At 66.3% G+C, this 18,760-nt stretch carries 17 protein-coding genes and 1 pseudogene; 5 read left to right on the top strand and 13 right to left on the bottom strand.

Features of this window, described 5'->3' with window-relative positions; translation table 11 throughout:
* Position 1: 1 nt before the first annotated feature.
* On the top strand, positions 2 to 1,333 hold the full coding sequence (locus tag QM682_RS05810) for a glutamine synthetase family protein (RefSeq protein ID WP_415127996.1): 1,332 nt from the start codon (positions 2 to 4) through the stop codon (positions 1,331 to 1,333).
* A 9-nt stretch (positions 1,334 to 1,342) separates the two neighbouring features.
* Here QM682_RS05810 and QM682_RS05805 read toward each other — a convergent pair whose 3' ends face one another.
* The 4 genes from QM682_RS05805 to QM682_RS05790 form a co-directional block, all read right to left on the bottom strand.
* Complete coding sequence (locus tag QM682_RS05805; protein ID WP_415127995.1) at positions 1,343 to 2,725, bottom strand: GntP family permease; 1,383 nt, start codon at positions 2,723 to 2,725, stop codon at positions 1,343 to 1,345.
* 111 nt (positions 2,726 to 2,836) lie between these two features.
* The gene (locus QM682_RS05800) at positions 2,837 to 3,346 is read right to left on the bottom strand and encodes a gluconokinase (protein WP_415127994.1); all 510 of its coding nucleotides are present in this window, start codon (positions 3,344 to 3,346) and stop codon (positions 2,837 to 2,839) included.
* The gene (locus QM682_RS05795) at positions 3,343 to 4,719 is read right to left on the bottom strand and encodes a GntP family permease (protein WP_415127993.1); all 1,377 of its coding nucleotides are present in this window, start codon (positions 4,717 to 4,719) and stop codon (positions 3,343 to 3,345) included. The genes QM682_RS05800 and QM682_RS05795 overlap by 4 nt, the downstream gene beginning before the upstream one ends.
* Before the next feature lie 561 nt (positions 4,720 to 5,280).
* Positions 5,281 to 5,442 carry a hypothetical protein gene (locus tag QM682_RS05790; RefSeq protein WP_415127992.1) on the bottom strand — a complete coding sequence of 54 codons (162 nt, stop codon included), beginning with the start codon at positions 5,440 to 5,442 and terminating at the stop codon, positions 5,281 to 5,283.
* Positions 5,443 to 5,595: 153 nt separating this feature from the next.
* Here QM682_RS05790 and QM682_RS05785 point away from each other — a divergent pair, with 153 nt between their 5' ends.
* Positions 5,596 to 6,678 (top strand): PA0069 family radical SAM protein, encoded by a 1,083-nt coding sequence (locus QM682_RS05785; protein WP_415127991.1) that lies wholly within the window; start codon positions 5,596 to 5,598, stop codon positions 6,676 to 6,678.
* Here the strand turns inward: QM682_RS05785 and bmt are convergent.
* Positions 6,675 to 7,631 (bottom strand): betaine--homocysteine S-methyltransferase, encoded by a 957-nt coding sequence (bmt, locus tag QM682_RS05780; protein ID WP_415127990.1) that lies wholly within the window; start codon positions 7,629 to 7,631, stop codon positions 6,675 to 6,677. The genes QM682_RS05785 and bmt overlap by 4 nt on opposite strands.
* Positions 7,632 to 7,700: 69 nt before the next feature.
* Positions 7,701 to 8,720, bottom strand: coding sequence for a tryptophan--tRNA ligase (gene trpS / locus QM682_RS05775; RefSeq protein ID WP_415127989.1), 1,020 nt, complete (start codon positions 8,718 to 8,720; stop codon positions 7,701 to 7,703).
* A gap of 101 nt (positions 8,721 to 8,821) precedes the next feature.
* On the opposite strand from trpS, the gene QM682_RS05770 reads away from it, so the two are divergent.
* On the top strand, positions 8,822 to 9,535 hold the full coding sequence (locus QM682_RS05770; RefSeq protein WP_415127988.1) for a rhomboid family intramembrane serine protease: 714 nt from the start codon (positions 8,822 to 8,824) through the stop codon (positions 9,533 to 9,535).
* 4 nt (positions 9,536 to 9,539) lie between these two features.
* Here the strand turns inward: QM682_RS05770 and murJ are convergent, their stop codons facing one another.
* Genes murJ through QM682_RS05755 form a run of 3 tightly spaced genes read right to left on the bottom strand, consistent with a single transcriptional unit; the run spans position 9,540 to position 15,133 of the window.
* A complete protein-coding gene (gene murJ, locus QM682_RS05765) occupies positions 9,540 to 11,084 on the bottom strand; it encodes a murein biosynthesis integral membrane protein MurJ (protein ID WP_415127987.1) in 1,545 nt (514 codons plus the stop codon).
* Positions 11,085 to 11,093: 9 nt separating this feature from the next.
* Positions 11,094 to 13,880, bottom strand: coding sequence for a [protein-PII] uridylyltransferase (locus QM682_RS05760; protein WP_415128082.1), 2,787 nt, complete (start codon positions 13,878 to 13,880; stop codon positions 11,094 to 11,096).
* A gap of 26 nt (positions 13,881 to 13,906) precedes the next feature.
* The gene (locus tag QM682_RS05755; RefSeq protein ID WP_415127986.1) at positions 13,907 to 15,133 is read right to left on the bottom strand and encodes a penicillin-binding protein activator; all 1,227 of its coding nucleotides are present in this window, start codon (positions 15,131 to 15,133) and stop codon (positions 13,907 to 13,909) included.
* A gap of 174 nt (positions 15,134 to 15,307) precedes the next feature.
* Here QM682_RS05755 and rsmI point away from each other — a divergent pair, with 174 nt between their 5' ends.
* Both rsmI and QM682_RS05745 read left to right on the top strand, forming a co-directional pair.
* The gene (gene rsmI / locus QM682_RS05750; RefSeq protein WP_415128081.1) at positions 15,308 to 16,165 is read left to right on the top strand and encodes a 16S rRNA (cytidine(1402)-2'-O)-methyltransferase; all 858 of its coding nucleotides are present in this window, start codon (positions 15,308 to 15,310) and stop codon (positions 16,163 to 16,165) included.
* Entirely contained in the window at positions 16,162 to 16,548 is a 387-nt protein-coding gene (locus tag QM682_RS05745) for a YraN family protein (protein ID WP_415127985.1), read from the top strand. The genes rsmI and QM682_RS05745 overlap by 4 nt, the downstream gene beginning before the upstream one ends.
* Before the next feature lie 140 nt (positions 16,549 to 16,688).
* On the opposite strand, the pseudogene QM682_RS05740 reads toward QM682_RS05745, so the two are convergent.
* The 4 genes and pseudogenes from QM682_RS05740 to QM682_RS05725 all read right to left on the bottom strand — a co-directional run.
* Positions 16,689 to 16,886: pseudogene (locus QM682_RS05740) on the bottom strand (transposase); the annotation flags it as partial.
* Positions 16,846 to 17,631 carry a hypothetical protein gene (locus QM682_RS05735; protein ID WP_415127984.1) on the bottom strand — a complete coding sequence of 262 codons (786 nt, stop codon included), beginning with the start codon at positions 17,629 to 17,631 and terminating at the stop codon, positions 16,846 to 16,848. The gene QM682_RS05735 and the pseudogene QM682_RS05740, both read right to left, overlap by 41 nt.
* Positions 17,621 to 18,235, bottom strand: coding sequence for a hypothetical protein (locus QM682_RS05730; protein ID WP_415127983.1), 615 nt, complete (start codon positions 18,233 to 18,235; stop codon positions 17,621 to 17,623). The genes QM682_RS05735 and QM682_RS05730 overlap by 11 nt, the downstream gene beginning before the upstream one ends.
* Positions 18,124 to 18,639 carry a hypothetical protein gene (locus QM682_RS05725; protein ID WP_415128087.1) on the bottom strand — a complete coding sequence of 172 codons (516 nt, stop codon included), beginning with the start codon at positions 18,637 to 18,639 and terminating at the stop codon, positions 18,124 to 18,126. Before QM682_RS05725 ends, QM682_RS05730 begins: the two co-directional genes overlap by 112 nt.
* Positions 18,640 to 18,760 lie beyond the last annotated feature (121 nt).

Below are 18,760 nucleotides of genomic sequence, written 5' to 3'. Positions count from 1 at the left end.
CATGGACTGGTTGCGCGAGCATCCCGAAGTTAAGACCATCCGCGTGGCCGCCGCCGATCTGAACGGCCAGCCGCGCGGCAAGCGCATCCCGGCCCGTTTCGCCGACAAACTGATGACCGAGGGGACGAAATTCCCCTTCTCGGTCCTCAACATGGACATCTGGGGCGAGGATGTGGACGACAGCCCCCTGGTCTTTCAATCCGGCGACCCGGACGGGCTGCTGCTGCCGACCGAGCGCGGCTTCATGCCCATGCCCTGGCTTGAGGCACCCACGGGCCTGCTGCCGCTATGGATGTTCCATTCGGACGGGCGGCCCTATGACGGCGATCCGCGCCAGGCGCTGGCCCGCGTGGTGGAACGCTACAAGGCGGCGGGCCTGATCCCGGTCGTCGCGACCGAGCTGGAATTCTTCCTGATCGACGATTCAGGCGGCCAGTTGCGCGTGCCGCCCAGCCCCCGCTCGGGCAAGCGCCGCACCGGGGCCGAGACGCTCAGCCTGCGTGCCCTGGACGCCTTCGACCGCTTTTTCACCTCGCTTTACGACGCTTGCGAGGCGATGGACATTCCCGCCGACACCGCCATTTCCGAAGCCGCGCCGGGCCAGTTCGAAATCAACCTGATGCATCAGGCCGATCCCCTGAAGGCCGCCGACGACAGTTGGCTTTTCAAGCTTCTGGTCAAGGGGTTGGCGCGGCAATACGGCTTCGCCGGCTCGTTCATGGCCAAGCCTTATGAGCTTTGGAACGGTTCGGGGATGCATATGCATTTCTCGATCCTGGATCTGCACGGCAACAACATCTTCGACAATGGCGGCGAGGAGGGGTCCGAACGCCTGCGCCATGCCGTGGCGGGCTGCCTTGCGGCCATGCCCGGCTCGACCCTGCTATTCGCTCCGCATGAGAACAGCTATGATCGGCTGGTGCCGAATGCCCATGCGCCCACCGGGATCGGCTGGGCCTATGAGAACCGCACCTCGGCCATCCGCATCCCTTCCTCGGGGCCGAAGGCGCGCCGGATCGAGCATCGCGTGGCCGGGGGCGACGTGAACCCCTATCTGACCGTCGCGGCCATCCTGGGCGCCGCGTTGAACGGGCTTGAGGACCGGCTGGAACCCCCGCCGCCGATCCAGGGCAATGCCTATGAGCAGGGGCTTGAGCAATTGCCCGGAAGCTGGGGCGCGGCGATCGACGCTTTTGAAAGCTGCCCCCAGATCCGCCGCATCCTTCCCGCCCATCTGATCGAAAACCTTGTCATGACCAAGCGCCAGGAATTGCACTACATGGCCGAGCTTTCGGATGACGAAACCATCGAGCTTTACCTGGATACCGTCTAGGAAATACGTTCAAGCAATTGAACCAATGGCAATTACCAGCACCGTCGCCGCGACCGGGATCAGGACCGTCGCGGCGAAGATGTCGCCATAGCTCTTGCGATGGGTCATGCCCGTGATCGCCAGCAGCGTGATCACCGCGCCATTATGGGGCAGGGCGTCGAACCCGCCCGAGGACATCGCCGTGACGCGGTGCATCAGTTCCATGCTGATCCCCTGCGCGCGTGCCATCTCGGCGAATTGCGGCCCCAGCGCCTCAAGCGCGATGGACATGCCGCCCGAGGCCGAGCCGGTGACCCCCGCCAGCACGTTCACCGCCACCGCCAGCGAGGCCAGCGGATTGCCCGGAAACACCCCCAGCACCGCATCGCGGATGAGCATGAAGGCGGGGAGCGAGGCGATCACCGCGCCATAGCCGACCTCGGACGCGGTGTTGAAGATCGGCAGCAGCGCGCCCATCGTCCCGGCGTTCACCGTTTCCTTCACGTCGGTGAAGCGGCGCCAGTTCAGTGCCGCCGCCAGCAAGATCGAGAGCGTCAGTGCCACGATGATCGCCCAGATCCCCGCCACGCTGGAAAGCTGGGTCGCGCCATAGCGCGGATCGGCCAGATAGGCGGCCTGCATCCGCGGCACGACCAGATAGGTAAAGCCCGCATTCAGCGCGATCACCGCGACCACCGGCGCCAGCGCCACGCCCAGGCCCGGCAGATCCGCGTCCTCGGCCAGGCTGCCATCTGCGGCGGTGGGCTTGTGATCGCCATAACCCTCGCCCCTGGCGGCGGCTCCGGCGGCGCGGCGGTTCAGCCAGGCCAGCCCCCCGAACAGCATGATCAGCCCGGCCAGCGTGCCCAGCACCGGCGCGGCAAAGACATTGGTGCCGAAATAGGGCATCGGGATCGCGTTCTGGATCGCCGGCGTGCCCGGAAAGGCGGTCATGGTAAAGGTGAAGGCCCCCAGCGCGATGGTCGCGGGCAGCAGGCGCTTGGGAATATCGGCGCGTCGGAACAGCGCGTTCGCGATGGGATATATCGCGAAGGCCACCACGAAAAGCGAGACCCCGCCATAGGTCAGCACACCGCAGGCCAGCACCACCGCCAGGATCGCGCGATGCGCGCCCAGGCCCTCGACGATGCGCTCGGCGATGACGCGCGCGGCGCCGCTGTCGGCCATCAGCTTGCCGAAGATCGCCCCCAGCAGGAAAAGCGGGAAATATGTGATCACATAGCCGCCCAGGGCGGTCATGAAGACCTGGGTATAGCTGGCCAGGATAGGCAGATCACCCGAGGCGAGCACCGCCAGAAGCGCCATCAGAGGCGCCAGGATCAGCACGTTGATCCCGCGATAGGCCAGATACATCAGCAGGCCCAGCGAAGCCAGAATCCCCGTCAGTGCCATCGTTTCCCCTTTCAGTGGCGCATGCCGCAATGCAGCGACGCCCAGTCTGAGGGCACCGCGCCAGGAAGGAAACCCGAATGACGCTACGTCACGGCCCCGAAGGGCCGCGCGTTATTCCAGCCCCAGCAGGCGCAGCGCCTGCTTGACCTGCTCATCGACCGTCAGGGCCAGGTCCACCACCACGCCGTCCTCGTCGGGCTGCAAAGGCTCCAGCGTCGCCAATTGCGAGGCCAGAAGCTGCGGCGGAAAGAAATGCCCGGCGCGATTGCCCAGGCGCTCTGTCAGCAGTGCCTCGGAGCCATGGACATGCAGGAAGCGCACGCGCGGCGCGCCCTGGCGCAGAATGTCGCGATAGCGCCGCTTCAGCGAAGAGCAGCCGATGATCGCGCATTGACCCAGCGCCTCGAAGCGCCCGATCTCGACCGCCAGCGCCTTCAGCCAGGGCTCGCGGTCGGCATCGTCCAGGGGATGGCCGGCAGCCATCTTCTGGACATTGGACGCGGGGTGAAAGCTGTCGCCTTCGACGAAGGGCCAGCCCAGATGCTGGGCCAGGGCCGCGCCGGTGGTGCTTTTCCCCGCGCCCGAGACGCCCATCACCACGATATGCTGCAATCCGCTCATAGCAGCCACCATCCCAGCAGCGCGAAGCCGAAGCCGATGGTGCCCAGCAGCGTCTCCATCACGGTCCAGGTCTTGAAGGTCAGCTTTTCGTCCATGTGCAGGAAACGCCCGACCAGCCAAAAGCCCGAATCGTTGACATGGCTCAGCACGGTGGCCCCGCTGGCGATGGCGATGACCAGAAAGCACAGGTCGAACTGGCTAAGGCCCTGGGTCGCGGCGACGGTTGGCGCGATCAGGCCCGCCGTTGTGGTCAGTGCCACCGTGGCCGAGCCTTGCGCCACGCGCAGCGCGGTCGAGATGACGAAGGCCGCGAAGATCAGCGGCATGCCCACCGCCTCAAGGCTGCCCGCCAGCGCCTGTCCGATGCCGCTGGCGCGCAGCACGCCCCCGAACATGCCGCCCGCCCCCGTGACCAGGATGATGGCGCAGATCGGCCCCAGGGCCTGATCGGTGATCCGCTCGATATCCGAGCGCGTGCGGCCCTTGCCCAGGGTGAAGATCGCGACCAGCAGCGTGATCAGCAATGCCACCGGCGTCTGGCCTACGGTTTTCAGCAGGCTGACGATCAAGTGGCCGCCGTCGATATGGCCGGTCGTCACAAGGGTCGAAATGCTTGTGTTCAGGCAGATCAGGGCCAGCGGCAGCAGCAGGATCAGCAGCACCGCGCCGAAGCTGGGGGCCGTGCCGTCCATATGCCGCCCGGCATCCATGCCCAGCACCTGTTTCACCGGAAGCTCGAACTTGTGCCCGGCCCAAAGCCCGAAAAGATAGCCGCCCAGATACCAGGTCGGCAGGGCAAGGACGATGCCCACGATCAGCAGAAGGCCGATATCGGCGCCCAGAAGGTCGCCCGCCGCGACTGGGCCGGGATGGGGCGGCACGAAGGCGTGCATGACCGCGAAGGCCCCCGCCGCCGGCAGCGCATAGCGCAGGACCGAGCCGCCGAAGCGCAGCGCCACGCTGAAGATGATGGGCAGCATTACCACAAGGCCCGCATCGAAGAAGATCGGAAAGCCGAACATCAGCGACGCGACGCCCAGGGCAAGGGGCGCGCGATGTTCGCCGAACTGGTTGATCAGCCGGTCAGCCAGCACCTGCGCGCCGCCCGTGACCTCAAGAAGCCGCCCGATCATGGCCCCGAAGCCCACCAGCAGCGCCACCGTCGCCAATGTGCCGCCAAAACCTTCAAGCAGCGTGGGCACGATTTTGACCAGAGGAATCCCCGCGACCAGGGCAGTGATGAGGCTGACAAGGACCAGGGCGATGAAAGCATGAAGCTTGAATCGCATGATCAGCACCAGCAGCAGCAGAACAGACGCTGCGGCGATGGTTAACAGCACGAAGGTGCCGTGCATGGGCTCGACGGGGGGCACACTACTCTCCTCTTGTTAGCGCAAGCGCCATGCTACAGGGGTGCGATACGGAAAATCCAGCGGTCATGCGCAATGTAGGGCGGCGTTGGGTTGTCTCGCGAGTGTTCATCTTGCGGAGGTGCTTGCCGAATCTGATGACGCGCATCGAGGGGGTCGGGACGATCAGATGCGAGTGAACTTGCCATTGCGATAGCCGCGCATGGCCGAGCCATGGCCCGGCGGTGGGCTCAGGATCGCGGCTTTGTTCTTCGGGCGGGCTGCGGCTTGCTTTCGGCTTCGCGGCGCAGGCCGGAGATGTGTTCGGCCGTTACGGGGCCTCGGGCGTGGGCGATGCCGGTGGCGGTGCTGGCGGCGTCCAATACCGTCGCGCCTTGGAGTTTGGTTTCAGCCGATGCACCAAGGCTTTCTTTCGGCCGTGGCCCTATCCGTCGCCTTCTGGATTTGAAAATCAATGGCGGCTCCTGGGGCAAATCCCCAAGCACGCTTCCGCATCTTCAAGAACCGCCTCTCGGTCATCGCAGCCGTCGCGGCAATGACCGAGTGGATCGAAGAGGCCCTGTGCTAGTGATCCTCGCGCCAGGCCAGATGCGCGATCGCCGCCGCCATCAACGCGGCCAGGGCCAGGACGAAAAGCGGGATGCCGACGGCGCTTGCGGCCCAGATGGTCAGGCCGGCGGCCAGGACCACGGCCAGGATCAGGAACAAAAAATGCGGCAATGGCATGTCATCCTCCTTGCAAGTGACTATGCGTGGATCTGTCGCGAATCCCAAGGCTGATTTGCCCTTTCGGTAAATGAACCCCGGATCGCGGCATTCGGTTGCATCGCGACTTGGCATGTTCTTGAAATGTTCTTTCCGCTGCGCTAATCTGGCGGCATGACCCTGCCGCCTCGCGATCCTGACGAACTTCTGCGCGCGCGCGGTGCCGCGAGCCGCCCCGATGTGCGTTTCGACACCCAGACCCGGCGGAGCGAGCATGACGGCTGGGACATCCCCGAGGAGCAGGTGCTGCTGCGCACCGAGATCGCGACCGAGCGGGCGCGCTCGATCATCAGCCGCAACACCTCGCCGGATATCCCGTTCGACCGCTCGGTGAACCCCTATCGCGGCTGCGAGCATGGCTGCATCTATTGCTTCGCGCGGCCCAGCCACGCCTATCTGGGCCTGTCGCCGGGCCTGGACTTCGAAACCCGCATCACCGCCAAGCCGAACGCGCCCCAGCTTCTGGCCGCCGAGATCGGGCGCAAGGGCTACGCGGTCGCGCCCATCGCCTTCGGCACCAATACCGATCCCTATCAGCCGGCCGAGGCGAAGCTGGGGATCATGCGCGGCTGCCTTGAGGTGCTGTCCGACTGGAACCATCCGCTTAGCCTGGTGACGCGCGGTGCCACCGTGCTGCGCGACCTGGATCTGCTGGGCAGGCTGGCGCGGCGGCGGCTGGTGCTGATGGGGGTCTCGGTCACGACGCTGGACCCAGACCTGTCCCGCGCGATGGAGCCGCGCGCGCCGACCCCCGCGACCCGGCTGCACATGATCGAGGCGCTGGCCAAGGCCGGCGTGCCGGTGCGTGTCATGGCCGCCCCCATGATCCCGGTCCTGAACGAGCATGAGATCGAGCGGATCCTGACCGCCGCCCGCGATGCCGGGGCGACGAATGCCAGCATGATCCCGATCCGCCTGCCGCTTGAGGTCGCACCGCTGTTTCGCGACTGGCTGGACCGCCATCACCCCGGCAAGGCGGCGCATGTAATGGCGCGCATCCAGGCGATGCGGGGCGGGAGGGACAATGATCCGCGCTTCGGCAGCCGCATGCGGGGTCAGGGGCACGAGGCCGATCTGCTGTTGCAACGCTTTCGCCTGGCCCGCAGGCGGCTGGGGCTGGACGGGCCTTCTCCGATCCTGGATTGCAGCCTGTTTTCACCACCGCCGCGTGCGGGCGACCAGTTGAGCCTGTTCTAACGCTCGGCCATCAGCGCGCCGATTCGGGCGGATATCACATCCGGCGTCGGGCGCGGCCCCCTGGGGCGGCTTTCAAGCGCGGCGCGCATGGCGGCCAGATGCGCGGGGGTCGTGCCGCAGCAGCCGCCGATGATGCGCACGCCCAGATCGCGCGCGAGGACCGCGAATTCCGCCATCACCTCGGGCGTGGCGTCATAGACCAGCCCTCCATCCTGATAGCGCGGCACGCCGGCATTCGGCTTGGCGATCAGCGCCCGCTCGCAGCCCGCCGCCGAAAAGCCCGAGACCGCCAGCAGCAGTTCCGCCGGGCCGGTGCCGCAATTCGCACCGTAAGCCATGGGGGCATGGGGCAGGCGGTCGATCAGCCCGGCAAGCTGCATCGGGCTGACGCCCATCACGCTGCGCCCGCCCGGCTCAAAGCTCATCATGCCGCACCAGGGCATTTCGGCGGTCTGGGCGGCGCGGGCGGCGGCGCGCATCTCTTCGATGGCGCTGATCGTCTCGACCCATAGAAGGTCCGCGCCGCCCTGTTTCAGGGCCAGGGCCTGTTCGGTGAACAGCCGCGTCGCCTCGGCCTCGGTCAGGCGGCCCATGGGGGCCATGATCTCGCCCGTCGGACCCATCGAGCCGGCGACCAGCACGTCGCGGCCGGCCTGGGCCGCGGCCTCGCGCGCAAGGCGGGCGGCGGTGCGGTTCAGTTCCGCCACGCGCCCCTCGGCACCGGCAAGGCGCAGGCGGCTGGCATTGGCGCCGAAGCTGTTGGTCAGGATCAGGTCCGCGCCCGCCTCGATCATCCGAAGATGCAGCGCGCGCACCCGGTCGGGATGGCTCTCGCACCACAGATCGGGCGGCTGGCCGGGGGGCAGCCCCATATTGTAAAGGTTCGTCCCGGTCGCGCCGTCCGCCAGAAGCCAGGGGCGCGCGTCAAGCCGCCGGGACAGGGGATCCGTCATTTTGAATTCCGTGCTCGCATGGGGCAAGCCTAGCATGTCCCATGCGGAAAGAGTTGATGTTTATGCCCCTCAGCGCGAGCGGATCATACCCATGATCTGCTTCGTCTTTTCGACGATTGGCTGGGCGATGGCCGCCGCCTGATCCGCGCCGCGTCCCAGGATGCGGTCGATCTCGGCCGGGTCGGCCATGAACTGGGTCATGCGCGCCGTGATCGGTGCCAGGACCTCGACCGCGACCTCGGCCAGCGCCGGCTTGAAGGCGCCGAAGCCCTGACCCTCGAACCGCGCCAGCACCTGATCGCCGGTCTCGCCCGACAGGGCGGCATAGATATTGACCAGGTTCTTCGCCTCGGGGCGGTCCTTCAGGCCGTCCATGCCGCCGGGCAGGGGATCGGCATCGGTGCGCGCCCTGCGGATCTTCTGCGCGATGGTGTCGGCATCGTCGGTCAGGTTGATGCGCGCCGCGTCCGAGGGGTCGGATTTCGACATTTTCTTGCTGCCGTCGCGCAGGGACATGACGCGGGTGGCGGTGCCTTCGATCAGCGGTTCGGTGATCGGGAAGAAATCTGTGCCGTAATCGTGGTTGAACTTGGCCGCGATGTCGCGGGTCAGTTCCAGGTGCTGCTTCTGATCCTCGCCCACCGGCACCGCCGTCGCGTGATAGGCCAGGATGTCGGCCGCCATCAGCGAGGGATAGGCCAAGAGGCCCAGCGACGAATTCTCGCTGTTCTTGCCGGCCTTGTCCTTGAACTGGGTCATCCGATACATCCAGCCCACGCGTGCGACGGTGTTGAACAGCCAGGCCAGTTCGGCGTGCTGGCTGACCTGGCTTTGGTTGAACAGGATCGAGACCTCGGGGTCCACGCCCGAGGCCATGAAGGCCGCCGCGACCTCGCGCGTGTTGTGGCGCAGCTTCTCGGGTTCTTGCCAGACGGTGATCGCGTGCAGGTCCACGGCGCAATAGATCGTCTCGGCTCCTTGCCCCTGATATTCCGCGAAACGTTTCAACGCGCCCAGGTAATTCCCCAGCGTCAGCCCGCCCGAGGGCTGGATACCGGAGAAGATGCGCTTGGCGAAGCTCGTGGTCATGGCACTACCTGCTTGGAAAATCCCGGTCGCTGGCTTACCCCTTGGCCCGCGCGGGCGCAACCGCCCCCGCATCTTGACCGCAGCCCGGAAAGGAGGCCCGCATGCGCCCCGGTTACAACGAATCGCCCCTGAACCCGGTGCCTGCCGTGGTCTGGGCGCTGGTCCTGCCGATGATCGCCTGCGAGGCCGTGTTCGGCCTGGCGCAACTGGGCTTTGCCGGTGGCGGCGGCCCCGGCGCGGGCCTTGCCATGCGCCAGGTCGCGGTCGAGCGCACGGCCTATATTCCCGAGCTGGTCTTGCGGCTGTGGCAGATGAAGCTGTTCCTGCTGGACGAAAGCTGGCGCATCCTGACCTATTCCTTCGTGCATTTGTCGGCGATGCATGCGTTGTTCGTCATCGTCTTCTGCCTGGCCTTGGGGAATATGGTGGCCAGCCAGTTCCGGCCCTGGGCGGTGATCGTGCTGTTCTTCGGCTCGGCCATCGGCGGGGCGCTGGTCTATACGCTGGTGGTCGGGCTGCTGCCGCAATTCCGCTTTCAGCCCCTGATCGGAGGCTATCCGGCGGTTTATGGGCTGGTCGGCGCCTTCACCTTCCTGATCTGGACCCGGCTGGGGCAAGAGAACGCGAACCGGATGCGGGCCTTCACCATGATCGGGATGCTTTTGGCCTTTCAACTGGTCTTCGGCCTGCTGTTCCAGTCGGGCAACACCACCTGGATCGCCGAGGTGGCGGGCTTTGCCGTGGGCTTCCTGCTGTCCTTCGTGGTGGTTCCCGGCGGCGTGGCGCGGGTGATGCGCCAGATCCGCCAGCGTTAAGCTGTCAGCGCCGGCGGCTGAAGCCGGCGCGCAGATCAGCAAGCCGCAAGCCCCCCATCGCGACCAGCGCCGCGCCGTAACAGACGGCGCCGGCGATCACCAGCGCCAGCAGCGCCAGATAGCGGGTGCCGGGCTGATAAAGGCTGTCGCCCAAGGCCAGCATGACGGCCCACAGCGCCACGCCCATCACCGCCGAGGCCGCGAGGATGCGGGGCAGGCGGTGGCGCAGCCGGCCGTCGAACTCGGCCGCCTCTCCATAGACGCGGGTGCCGCGCCACAATTGCCAGGCCATGGTCCAACCGGCGACCGTGGTGCCAAGCGCCGCTGCCGAAAAGCCGATGACCGGCGCCAGGCCCAGGGCCAGCGCCGCATTGACCACCATCGACCAGATCGCGAAGCGGAACGGGCTGCGCGTGTCCTCGCGCGCGAAATACAGCGGTTGCAGCACCTTTTGCAGGACGAAGGCGGGCAGGCCGATACCATAGATCGCCAGCGCCAGCGCCGTCGGGCCGACATCGCTTTCCAGGAAGGCCCTGCGCTGGAACAGCACCGAGATCACCGGATAGGCGGCGACCGTCAGCGCCACCGCCGCCGGCACCGTCAGGAACAGGGCGAATTCGGTCGCGCGGTTATAGGCGTGGCGCCCGCCCGCGATGTCCTTGGCCTTCAGCCGGCGCGAGATGTCGGGCAGAAGCACGATGCCGATGGCGATGCCGACGACGCCCAAGGGCAGTTGATACAGCCGGTCGGCATAGGTCAGCCAGGCCACCGCGCCCTCGAAGAACGAGCCGACCTGCTGGCCGACGATCAGGTTCACCTGCACCACGCCCCCCGCCAGCACCGAGGGCGCCGCGACCGCCAGAAGCCGCTTCATGTCGGGCGACAGGCGCGGCAGGCGCAGGCGCAGCGCAAAGCCCATGCGCCGGGCCGCCCACCAGACCGTGGCGAATTGCGCCAGGCCCGAGAGCGGCGTGGACCAGGCCATGGCGCCGCCCATGTCCCAGCCGTTCAGGTCGGCCAGCAGCATGGCCGCGATCAGGATCAGGTTCATCAGCACCGGCGCCGCCGCCGCCGCCATGAACCGCCCGCCCGCGTTCAGCAGCCCCGACAGCAGCGCCGTCAGCGAGATGAACAGGATATAGGGAAAGCAGATCCGGCCATAGGTCACGGCCATGTCGAAGCGCGCGTCCCCGACGAAGCCCGCCGCCAGCGCGAAGACCAGCCAGGGCATCGCGAAATGGGCGATGACCGAGACGACCAGGACCACCGTGAACAGGCCCGAGAACGCCTCTTCGGCGAAGCCGCGCGGGTCTTCGCCAGCCTCCAGGCGCTTGGCGAACATCGGCACGAAGGCGGTGTTGAACGCGCCCTCGGCGAAGAAGCGGCGGAACATGTTCGGCAGGCGGAAGGCGACGTTATAGGCTTCGGCCACTGGTCCCGCGCCCAGATAGGCCGCGATCAACACGTCGCGGATAAAGCCCACGACGCGGCTGGCAAGCGTCCAGGCCCCCACCGACAAAAAGCCGCGGATCAGTCTTATCGGTTGCATATCGGTCCCTCAGAACGCCCCGCCCAAAGGGCGCTCGGCCTTTTCGGCGCGTTCTGTCCCGTCCTTGATGGCCTTTTCAAGCTTCTTTCGCAGCGCATCGCGCTTTTGCGGCTGATGCAGCTTCAGCCCGAACATGTCCTTGACGTAGAAACTGTCCACCACCTGCGCGCCGAAGGTGGCGATCACGGCGCTGGCGATCTGGATATGGTTCTCGGCCAGGGTGCGGGTCAGGTCGTAAAGCAGGCCGGGACGGTCGCGGGTATCGACCTCGACCACGGTATAAACGTCGGACGCCTCGTTGTCGAAGGTGATATGCGTCGGGAAGCGGAAGGCGGATTCGCGCTTCCTGGGCTTGTCGCGGCCGGCCAGGGCCTCGCGCGGGACGATCTCGCCCTTCAGCGTCTTCTCGATCATCTTCAGCAGGCGGGGCAGGCGTTCCGAGGCATAGGGCCGCCCGTCGCCGTCTTGCAGCCAGAACACCGCCGTGGCGAAGCCGTCCTTGGTCGTATAGGTGCGCGCATCGACGATATTCGCGCCGACCAGCGCCAAGGCCCCGGCCAGGCGCGAGAAGATCCCCGGATGGTCGGCCAGCGCGAAGACCGCGCGGGTGGCGTCGCGGGCGGTGTCGGGATGCAGGTCTATGCGGATCTCGTCATCGCCAAGGCCGCGCAGCAGGTCCGCAAAGACCGATTGCGTCTCGGTCGACAGGCCCGGCCAATAGCTGTCGTAATGGCGCGCCAGTTCCGCCTTGATCACCTTGGCGTCCCAGCCCCGCGCGACAAGCGCATGGCGCAGCGAACGCTTGGCCTCGCCCATGCGCTTGTCGCGGTTCAGCTCCTCAAGCCCGTTCTTCAGCGCCCGCTCGGTCTCGCCGTGAAGGCGGCGCAGCAGCACGGCCTTCCAGTTGTTCCAGGTGCCGGGACCGACGCCGCGAATGTCGCAGACCGTCAGCACTGCCAGCAGGTCCAGCCGCCGTGTCGTCTTTACCAGCTTGGCGAAATCGCGCAGCGTGCGCGGATCGGCGATGTCGCGCTTTTGCGCCACGTCCGACATCAGCAGGTGGTTGCGGATCAGCCATTCGATGGTCTCGATCTCTTCGGTGGGCAGGCGAAAGCGCGTGCAGATGCGCCGCGCCAGCCGCGCGCCCAGGATCGAATGATCCTCGGCCCGGCCCTTGCCGATGTCGTGAAACAGCACCGCCAGATAGATGACGCGGCGGTTGATCTTGCCGCTCATGATCCGGGTGACGGTGGGCAGATCCTCGATTTTCTCGCCCCGCTCGATGGCGGAAAGCGCGGCCACGCATTGGATGGAATGCTCGTCGACGGTGAAATGGTGATACAGGTTGAACTGCATCATCGCGACGATGGGTGCGAATTCGGGGATGAAGGCGCCCAGCAGGCCCAGCTCGTTCATCCGCCGCAGTGAGCGTTCGGGGTTGCCGTGCTTCAAAAGCAGGTCCAGGAAGATCCGCACCGCCTCGGGGTCCTGGCGCACCCGGTCGTCGATCATGTCCAGATTGGCCGCGACCGTGCGCATGGCATCTGGATGCAGCAGAAACTGGCTGCGCAGCGCCTCTTCGAACAGGCGCAGGATATTCAGCGGATCGGACAGGAACGCCGCTTCGTCGGCATAGTTCAGCCGCCCGCGCTCGATGGTGAAGCCGGGCCGGACGCGTTTTCTTCGGGTAAAAAGGCTGCCCAGGATCGGCGCCTTGTAAAGATGGCGGGCCTCAAGCGCGACCAGGAACACGCGGGTCAATTCGCCGACACGGGTGGCGTGCAGGAAATAGTCCTGCATGAAGATCTCGACCGCGCGGCGCCCGCCTTGGTCGCGATAGCCCATGGCCTGGGCGACCTCGACCTGCATGTCGAAGGTCAACTGATCCGAGGGCCGCCCGGTCAGAAGATGCAGATGGCAGCGCACGGCCCAGAGGAAATCCTCGGCCTGCCAGAATGTCAGGTGCTCTTCCTTGGTGAAGAAGCCCAGGTCCACCAGTTCCGCCGCGCGATCCACCCGGTGGATGTATTTCGCGATCCAGTAGAGGGTTTGCAGGTCGCGCAAGCCCCCCTTGCCCTCCTTGACGTTCGGCTCAAGGACGTAACGCTGGCCGCCCTGGCGGCGGTGGCGCTCGGCACGCTCGGCCAGCTTGGCTTCGATGAATTCGGGGACGGTGCTGTCGAACAGTTCGGCCCAGATGCGTTGGCGCAGCACCTCGGCCGTGTCGGCATGGCCGCAGATCAGCCGGTGCTCCAGCAGGCTGGTGCGGATGGTGATGTCGCCCGTCGCCAGCCGGATGCAGTCGTCGATCGAGCGGGTGGCCTGGCCGATCTTCAGCTTCAGGTCCCACAACATGTAGAGCATCGATTCCACGACGCTTTCGGCCCAGCCGCTGACCTTCCAGGGGGTCAGGAACAGCAGGTCCACATCGGATTGCGGTGCCATCTCGGCCCGGCCATAGCCGCCGATCGCCAGGATCGTGATCCGCTCGGCATTGGTGGGGTTCAACTGGGGGTGCAGGACGGTCGTGGCGACATGATGGATCGCGGCGACGGTGGCGTCGGTCAGGCTGGCGATGGCGCGCACCGTCTCGCGCGCGGCGCGGGGATGGGACTGGAAGGCCGCGACGATATCGGCCATGGCGGCGGTGCGGGCCTCGGACAGCAGGGCGACCGCGCGCTGGCGGATCTCGCGCGGGCTGTCGGCCCCCTCCAGCGCCTGGGTCAGCCGTGGCAGGAAGTTTTCCGCATCGAACAGCGAATGCGCCTCGGGCGGGGCCGAGGCGTTTTGCGGCAGGGCCTCGCCGGAACGTTGCGCCAAGATCAGAACCCGGCGCCGCTGAAGCTGCTGGGAGCGGGGGACAGGATTCGGATCTGCTTGTCCACGACGGTGGCGACGGCCAGGGCGCGCTCGTTCGTGCCGTCGCGGTTCAGCCGGAAGGCGCCGGTGATGCCCACGAAGCCGGCGTTCTGGGTCAGCCCCGATGTCGCCAGCGCATCGCGCTTGCCCGCCCGCACCAGCGCCGAGATCGCCGCCACCCCGTCATAGGCCAGCGAGCCAAGCTCGTGCGGCTGCTCGCCATAGGCGCCGCGATAGCGCTGGTCGAACTGTGCCTTCAAGTGGCTGTCGGGCAGGGCGAACCAGCCGCCTTGCACGCCGCGCAGCGCCAGCCGTGCCGGCGGCTGGTCCCAGCGCGTCAGCCCCATCATCTGGACCGAGGCCGAGGTGACGCCCGCATCGGCCAGCTTGTCGGTCAGGTAGGGCAGCACCGCGCCCTGATTCGCGGTCAGAAAGACCGCATCCACATTGCCCGACAGCGCCGCCTGGGTGATGTTCGGCAGCGCCGCGTCGATCCCCTGCTGCGACAGCGGATGCGAGACCGAACCCGAAAGCGTGCCGCGATGGCGCTGGATCGCGCGCTGGATCGCGGCGGCGCCCACCTGGCCCGCAGCGTCGTCCTCGGCCACGATCATGATGCGGCGCTTGTCGTGGTCCACCGCGTAGCCGACCAGCCGGTTCGCGATATTGTCGAAGGTATTGCCCAGCACGAAGACATTGCCGCCCGCGATATCGGCGTTGTTCGAGAAGGACAGCACGTTGATCCCGCGCGGCGCCATGGCATGGCCGACCGCATTGGCGCTGTCGGCGAAAAGCGGTCCCAGGATGATCTTCGCGCCTTGATCGGCCGCCTCGTTGGCCTTGGCAACCGCCGTGGCCGGATCCGAGCCGGAATCGTAGACCCGCAGGTCGATCCGCGCGCCCTGCGCATCCGCCGCCGCCATCTTGGCCGAATTCGACAACGAGCGCGCAAGCCATGTCAGGTTCGCGTCCGACGTGCCCGAGGGAACCAGAAGCGCCACCTGCACCGGCTGCGATGGGTCGATGCTGGGTCCGCCGGAGCCGCCCGAACTGGCCGTCTGGATCGGATCGCAAGCCGCCAGCATGAAGGCCGACGCGATCGCCGCGAGTCTGGCCAGCGGTCTGGCGAGGGGACGGGCAAGGGGGCGGAGCAACTCGATGCGGCCGCGGCGGGTCGTCATGGCGGTCATGCGTGATTCCCTCGTGCTTGGCTTTGGTCTTAACGCGGGCAGGTTATTGTCATATCCCCGGGATGGCAACTTGGGCGCCGCCCCCCAAAAGCGCCCCTGAAACGCGCCCCCAAAAGCGCCCCTGAAAGGAGATCCGCCATGACCCCGTCCGAGACCCCCGCCCGCCCGGTCCCGATGCAGGTTTCGGCCGAGCGTCCCGAGCCGGCGCTTTACCTGGTGGCGACGCCGATCGGCGCGGCCAGGGACATCACCTTGCGCGCGCTCGACGTCCTGAATACCGCCGATGTCCTGGCCGCCGAGGATACCCGCAACCTGCGCCACCTGATGGACATTCACGGCATCGCGGTGCGGGGGCGGCGGATGGTCTCGTATCACGACCACAATGCCGAGCGGGCGCGCCCGGCGATCCTGGCCGCGCTGAATGAGGGGCTGAGCGTGGCCTATGCCTCGGACGCGGGCACGCCCCTGGTCGCCGATCCGGGCTATCGGCTGGCGCGCGACGTGGCCGAGGCGGGGCATGCGGTGCGCGCCTTGCCCGGCCCCTCGGCGGCGCTGGCGGGGCTGTCGGTCTCGGGGCTGCCAAGCGATCGCTTCCTGTTCGTGGGCTTTCCCCCGGCTGCCGCCGGCGCGCGGCGCAAATGGATCCAAAGCTGGGTTCAGGTCGAGGCCACCGTCATCGCCTTCGAAAGCCCCAAGCGCGTTAGGCAATTGTTGGAGAATATCTGCGAGATTGAGGCGAATCGTCCTATCGTGATCTGCCGGGAACTGACGAAGAAATTCGAGGAGGTGATGCGGGGCGGGGCGGCGGAATTGCTGGATCGCATCCCCGAGGAAGGATTGCGCGGCGAGGTGGTCGTTCTTTTCGGCCATCCCGAACCGCGCGAGGTGGGCGAAGAGGATCTGCGCGCCGCGCTGGCGGGGCTGGCCTCGCTGCCGGTGAAAGAGGCCGCAGCCCAGGTCGCCAGCCGTTTCGGCCTGCCCCGGCGCGATGTCTATGCACTGGCGGTCGAGATGAGAGAGGATCGGGAATGACGGATACGGATGGTTGCGCGCGCCGGGCGCGGGGCCGGGTGGCCGGTAGCGCGGGCCGCCTGGGCGAGGAGAGCGTTGCGCGTGAATATCGCGCGCGGGGCTTTCGGCTGATCGCGTCGCGCTGGCGCGGCCGGGCGGGCGAAATCGACCTGATCCTGGAAGCGGGCGGCGAGTTCGTCTTTGTCGAGGTCAAGAAATCGGCCGATCACGCCCGCGCCGCCGCGCGCATCCTGCCGCGCCAGATCCGGCGCATCCGTGCCGCCGCCCTGGAATTCTGCGCCGCGCAGGCCCAGGGGATGGCGACGCCCATGCGTTTCGACGCCGCCCTGGTCGACGGCGTCGGTCGGGTGCAAATCCTGGAGAATGCCTTGCAGCCGCTCTAGCTGTAAGCTTTCATTGGGTTATTCACGCTATTGAGGGTTGGCAGGCGTTTAGGCTCCAGACTCACTCCCCTTCAAAGTCAGAACGAGACGGTTGCTGCGAGCGCGATAGCTGAAAGGAAGACGATGGGGCACCTGTCCTAGCGGGTAGCCACGCGCCGCCAGTCCTTGAGCCTGCCGAACATGACCTTGATGCGGCTGCGGCTTTTGTCGTATCGAACAGCTTTCATGCGCCTTTTCCGGCCGGGGATGCAGGCGTTAGTCCCCATGTCTTTCAACGCATCTCTGAACCAGTCGGCATCATAACCCCGATCCTTTGGAAGGCTGCCGAGCAGGGCGGCAACTCGCCTGCGGCGCGTCGGGATCGCGTGCGAGCGCGTCGGTCACCTCAAGGAAAAAGTGCCCAGCCTCGTGCATGAAGGTGGACAGGTCCGCGCTTTCGAACAGGTTGATGACGGTCTGCGCGCCGTCCGGGCCGCCCGGCGGGAACTGGATCGAGCCACGGCGGGTCTGGTCGAAGAGCTTCCCGTCATCCTCGTTGCTTCCCCTTCTCGAAATGCCTATATTGAGATTGTCGCTTTGGCCCTTGGGATCAAGGGGGCCTGCTTCGGCAGGCGAGTTTCTGGGCCCGGTTTTCTCCCAGAGCGGCGCTTTCCTCTTATACTGACCTGACCTGATCGGGGTTGCCGTGCGAATGTCGTAGAAGTCGCCAGACGCGTGCGGCTCTAACTGCACAATCATCATACCACGGTCGCCGTTGTCGAGAACAAGATCGAGCGCGCGTCCCTCTCGTCCATATACCGCCGTGAATCCGTGCGCGATGGTTTGAACGAATTCCTCAACTGAGGGGAATCCCATCTTGCGGATCTGGTCGCCATGCCGGCTTTCGATGTGGATTAAGCCGCTGGTTTCGTCACCGCGCCGCAGCCGAAGCGGACCCGACTGACGACCGAGGATAGCAGCAACGTCCCTGTCAATCTCCCCGAAGTCATAACTCCCGTTTGGTGATTTTACAAAATTAGCGTCCTGACCATATTCCGCGCCGGCCCCTTCCCCCAGCGCCGCCGCGATCTCATCATTCGTCATCTCGGCGGGATCCAGACCGCGCTCTTGCAGCGCCGCGTTCAGCGCCGCGCGCGCCGGGTCCGGTCCATCGCCGGGGGCATGGCGCAGATTGCCGCTCGCCTTGTCCCACACCGCCGCCATGTCGTCGCGGATCGCGCGCTAGCGCGTCGGTCACTTCCAGGGGAAAGTGCCCGGCCTCGTGCGTGAAGGTCGACAGATCGGCGCTTTCGAACAGGTTGATGACGGTCTGCGCGCCGTCCGGGCCGGCAGGGGGGAATTGGATGGAGCCACGGCGGTTGACTTTCTCGTCGGTCAAGCCGATATTGATTTCGTCGCCTTGGTCATACTCTCGCCCGGCATTTGTGTTGCCGGAAGCTTGGGTATCTCCGGGGCCATTTTCTTTTACAGGGTTGATATTGTAGTAGTTCTTGCCGTCGCGATGGTGCTCGACGGTTATGCCCGCGCGCAAAACGCGGCCCCCGACATCAACATCGGCCTCTATCCAATGGTATTCTAGGATGTTTGGCTTCTTCGGGTCAGTGTTCCGCACCGTCCGCACCAAGGCCCCATGCGCCAGTATATCCCGCAAGGCTGGCACCAGGCGGGCTTTGTCCGGGTTTGCCATGGTGGAGATGGTCTTGTTGCGCTCTCGCTTTGAAAAAATACCTGTCCAATATCGGCACGGTCGACCGCCGTGCCCTGTAGATTGGCGCGATAAAACCGATCCGCAGCCGCGCGCAGGTCGGAAATGGCATCCGAGGCGCTTTCAAGTTCCTTGCCCGTCAGGGGGATCGGCTCACTTCGTCCAGCCTGCCCATATTCCGCGCTGGCCCCTTCCCCCAGTGCCGCCGCGATCTCGTCATTCGTCATCTCGGCGGGGTCTATGCCGCGCTCTTGCAGCGCCGCGTTCAGCGCCGCGCGCGCCGGGTCCGGTCCATCGCCGGGGGCATGGCGCAGATTGCCGCTCGCCTTGTCCCACACCGCCGCCATGTCGTCGCGGATCGCCTGCGGGTGACCCTGCGCGAACATCGCCGGTGACCACCTCTGCCAGAACCTACACCACCACCAGGGGCAGCGTCATCTCGGCCTTGGAAAACGATCGAAACCCGTGCGGGTCGGCGGGGCGGGCACGGGTTTCGGCACTGAAGCA

It is taken from the genome of Paracoccus sp. (in: a-proteobacteria), assembly GCF_047605025.1.
GTDB lineage: Bacteria > Pseudomonadota > Alphaproteobacteria > Rhodobacterales > Rhodobacteraceae > Paracoccus.
This window is presented reverse-complemented; position numbering and strand designations above follow the sequence as displayed.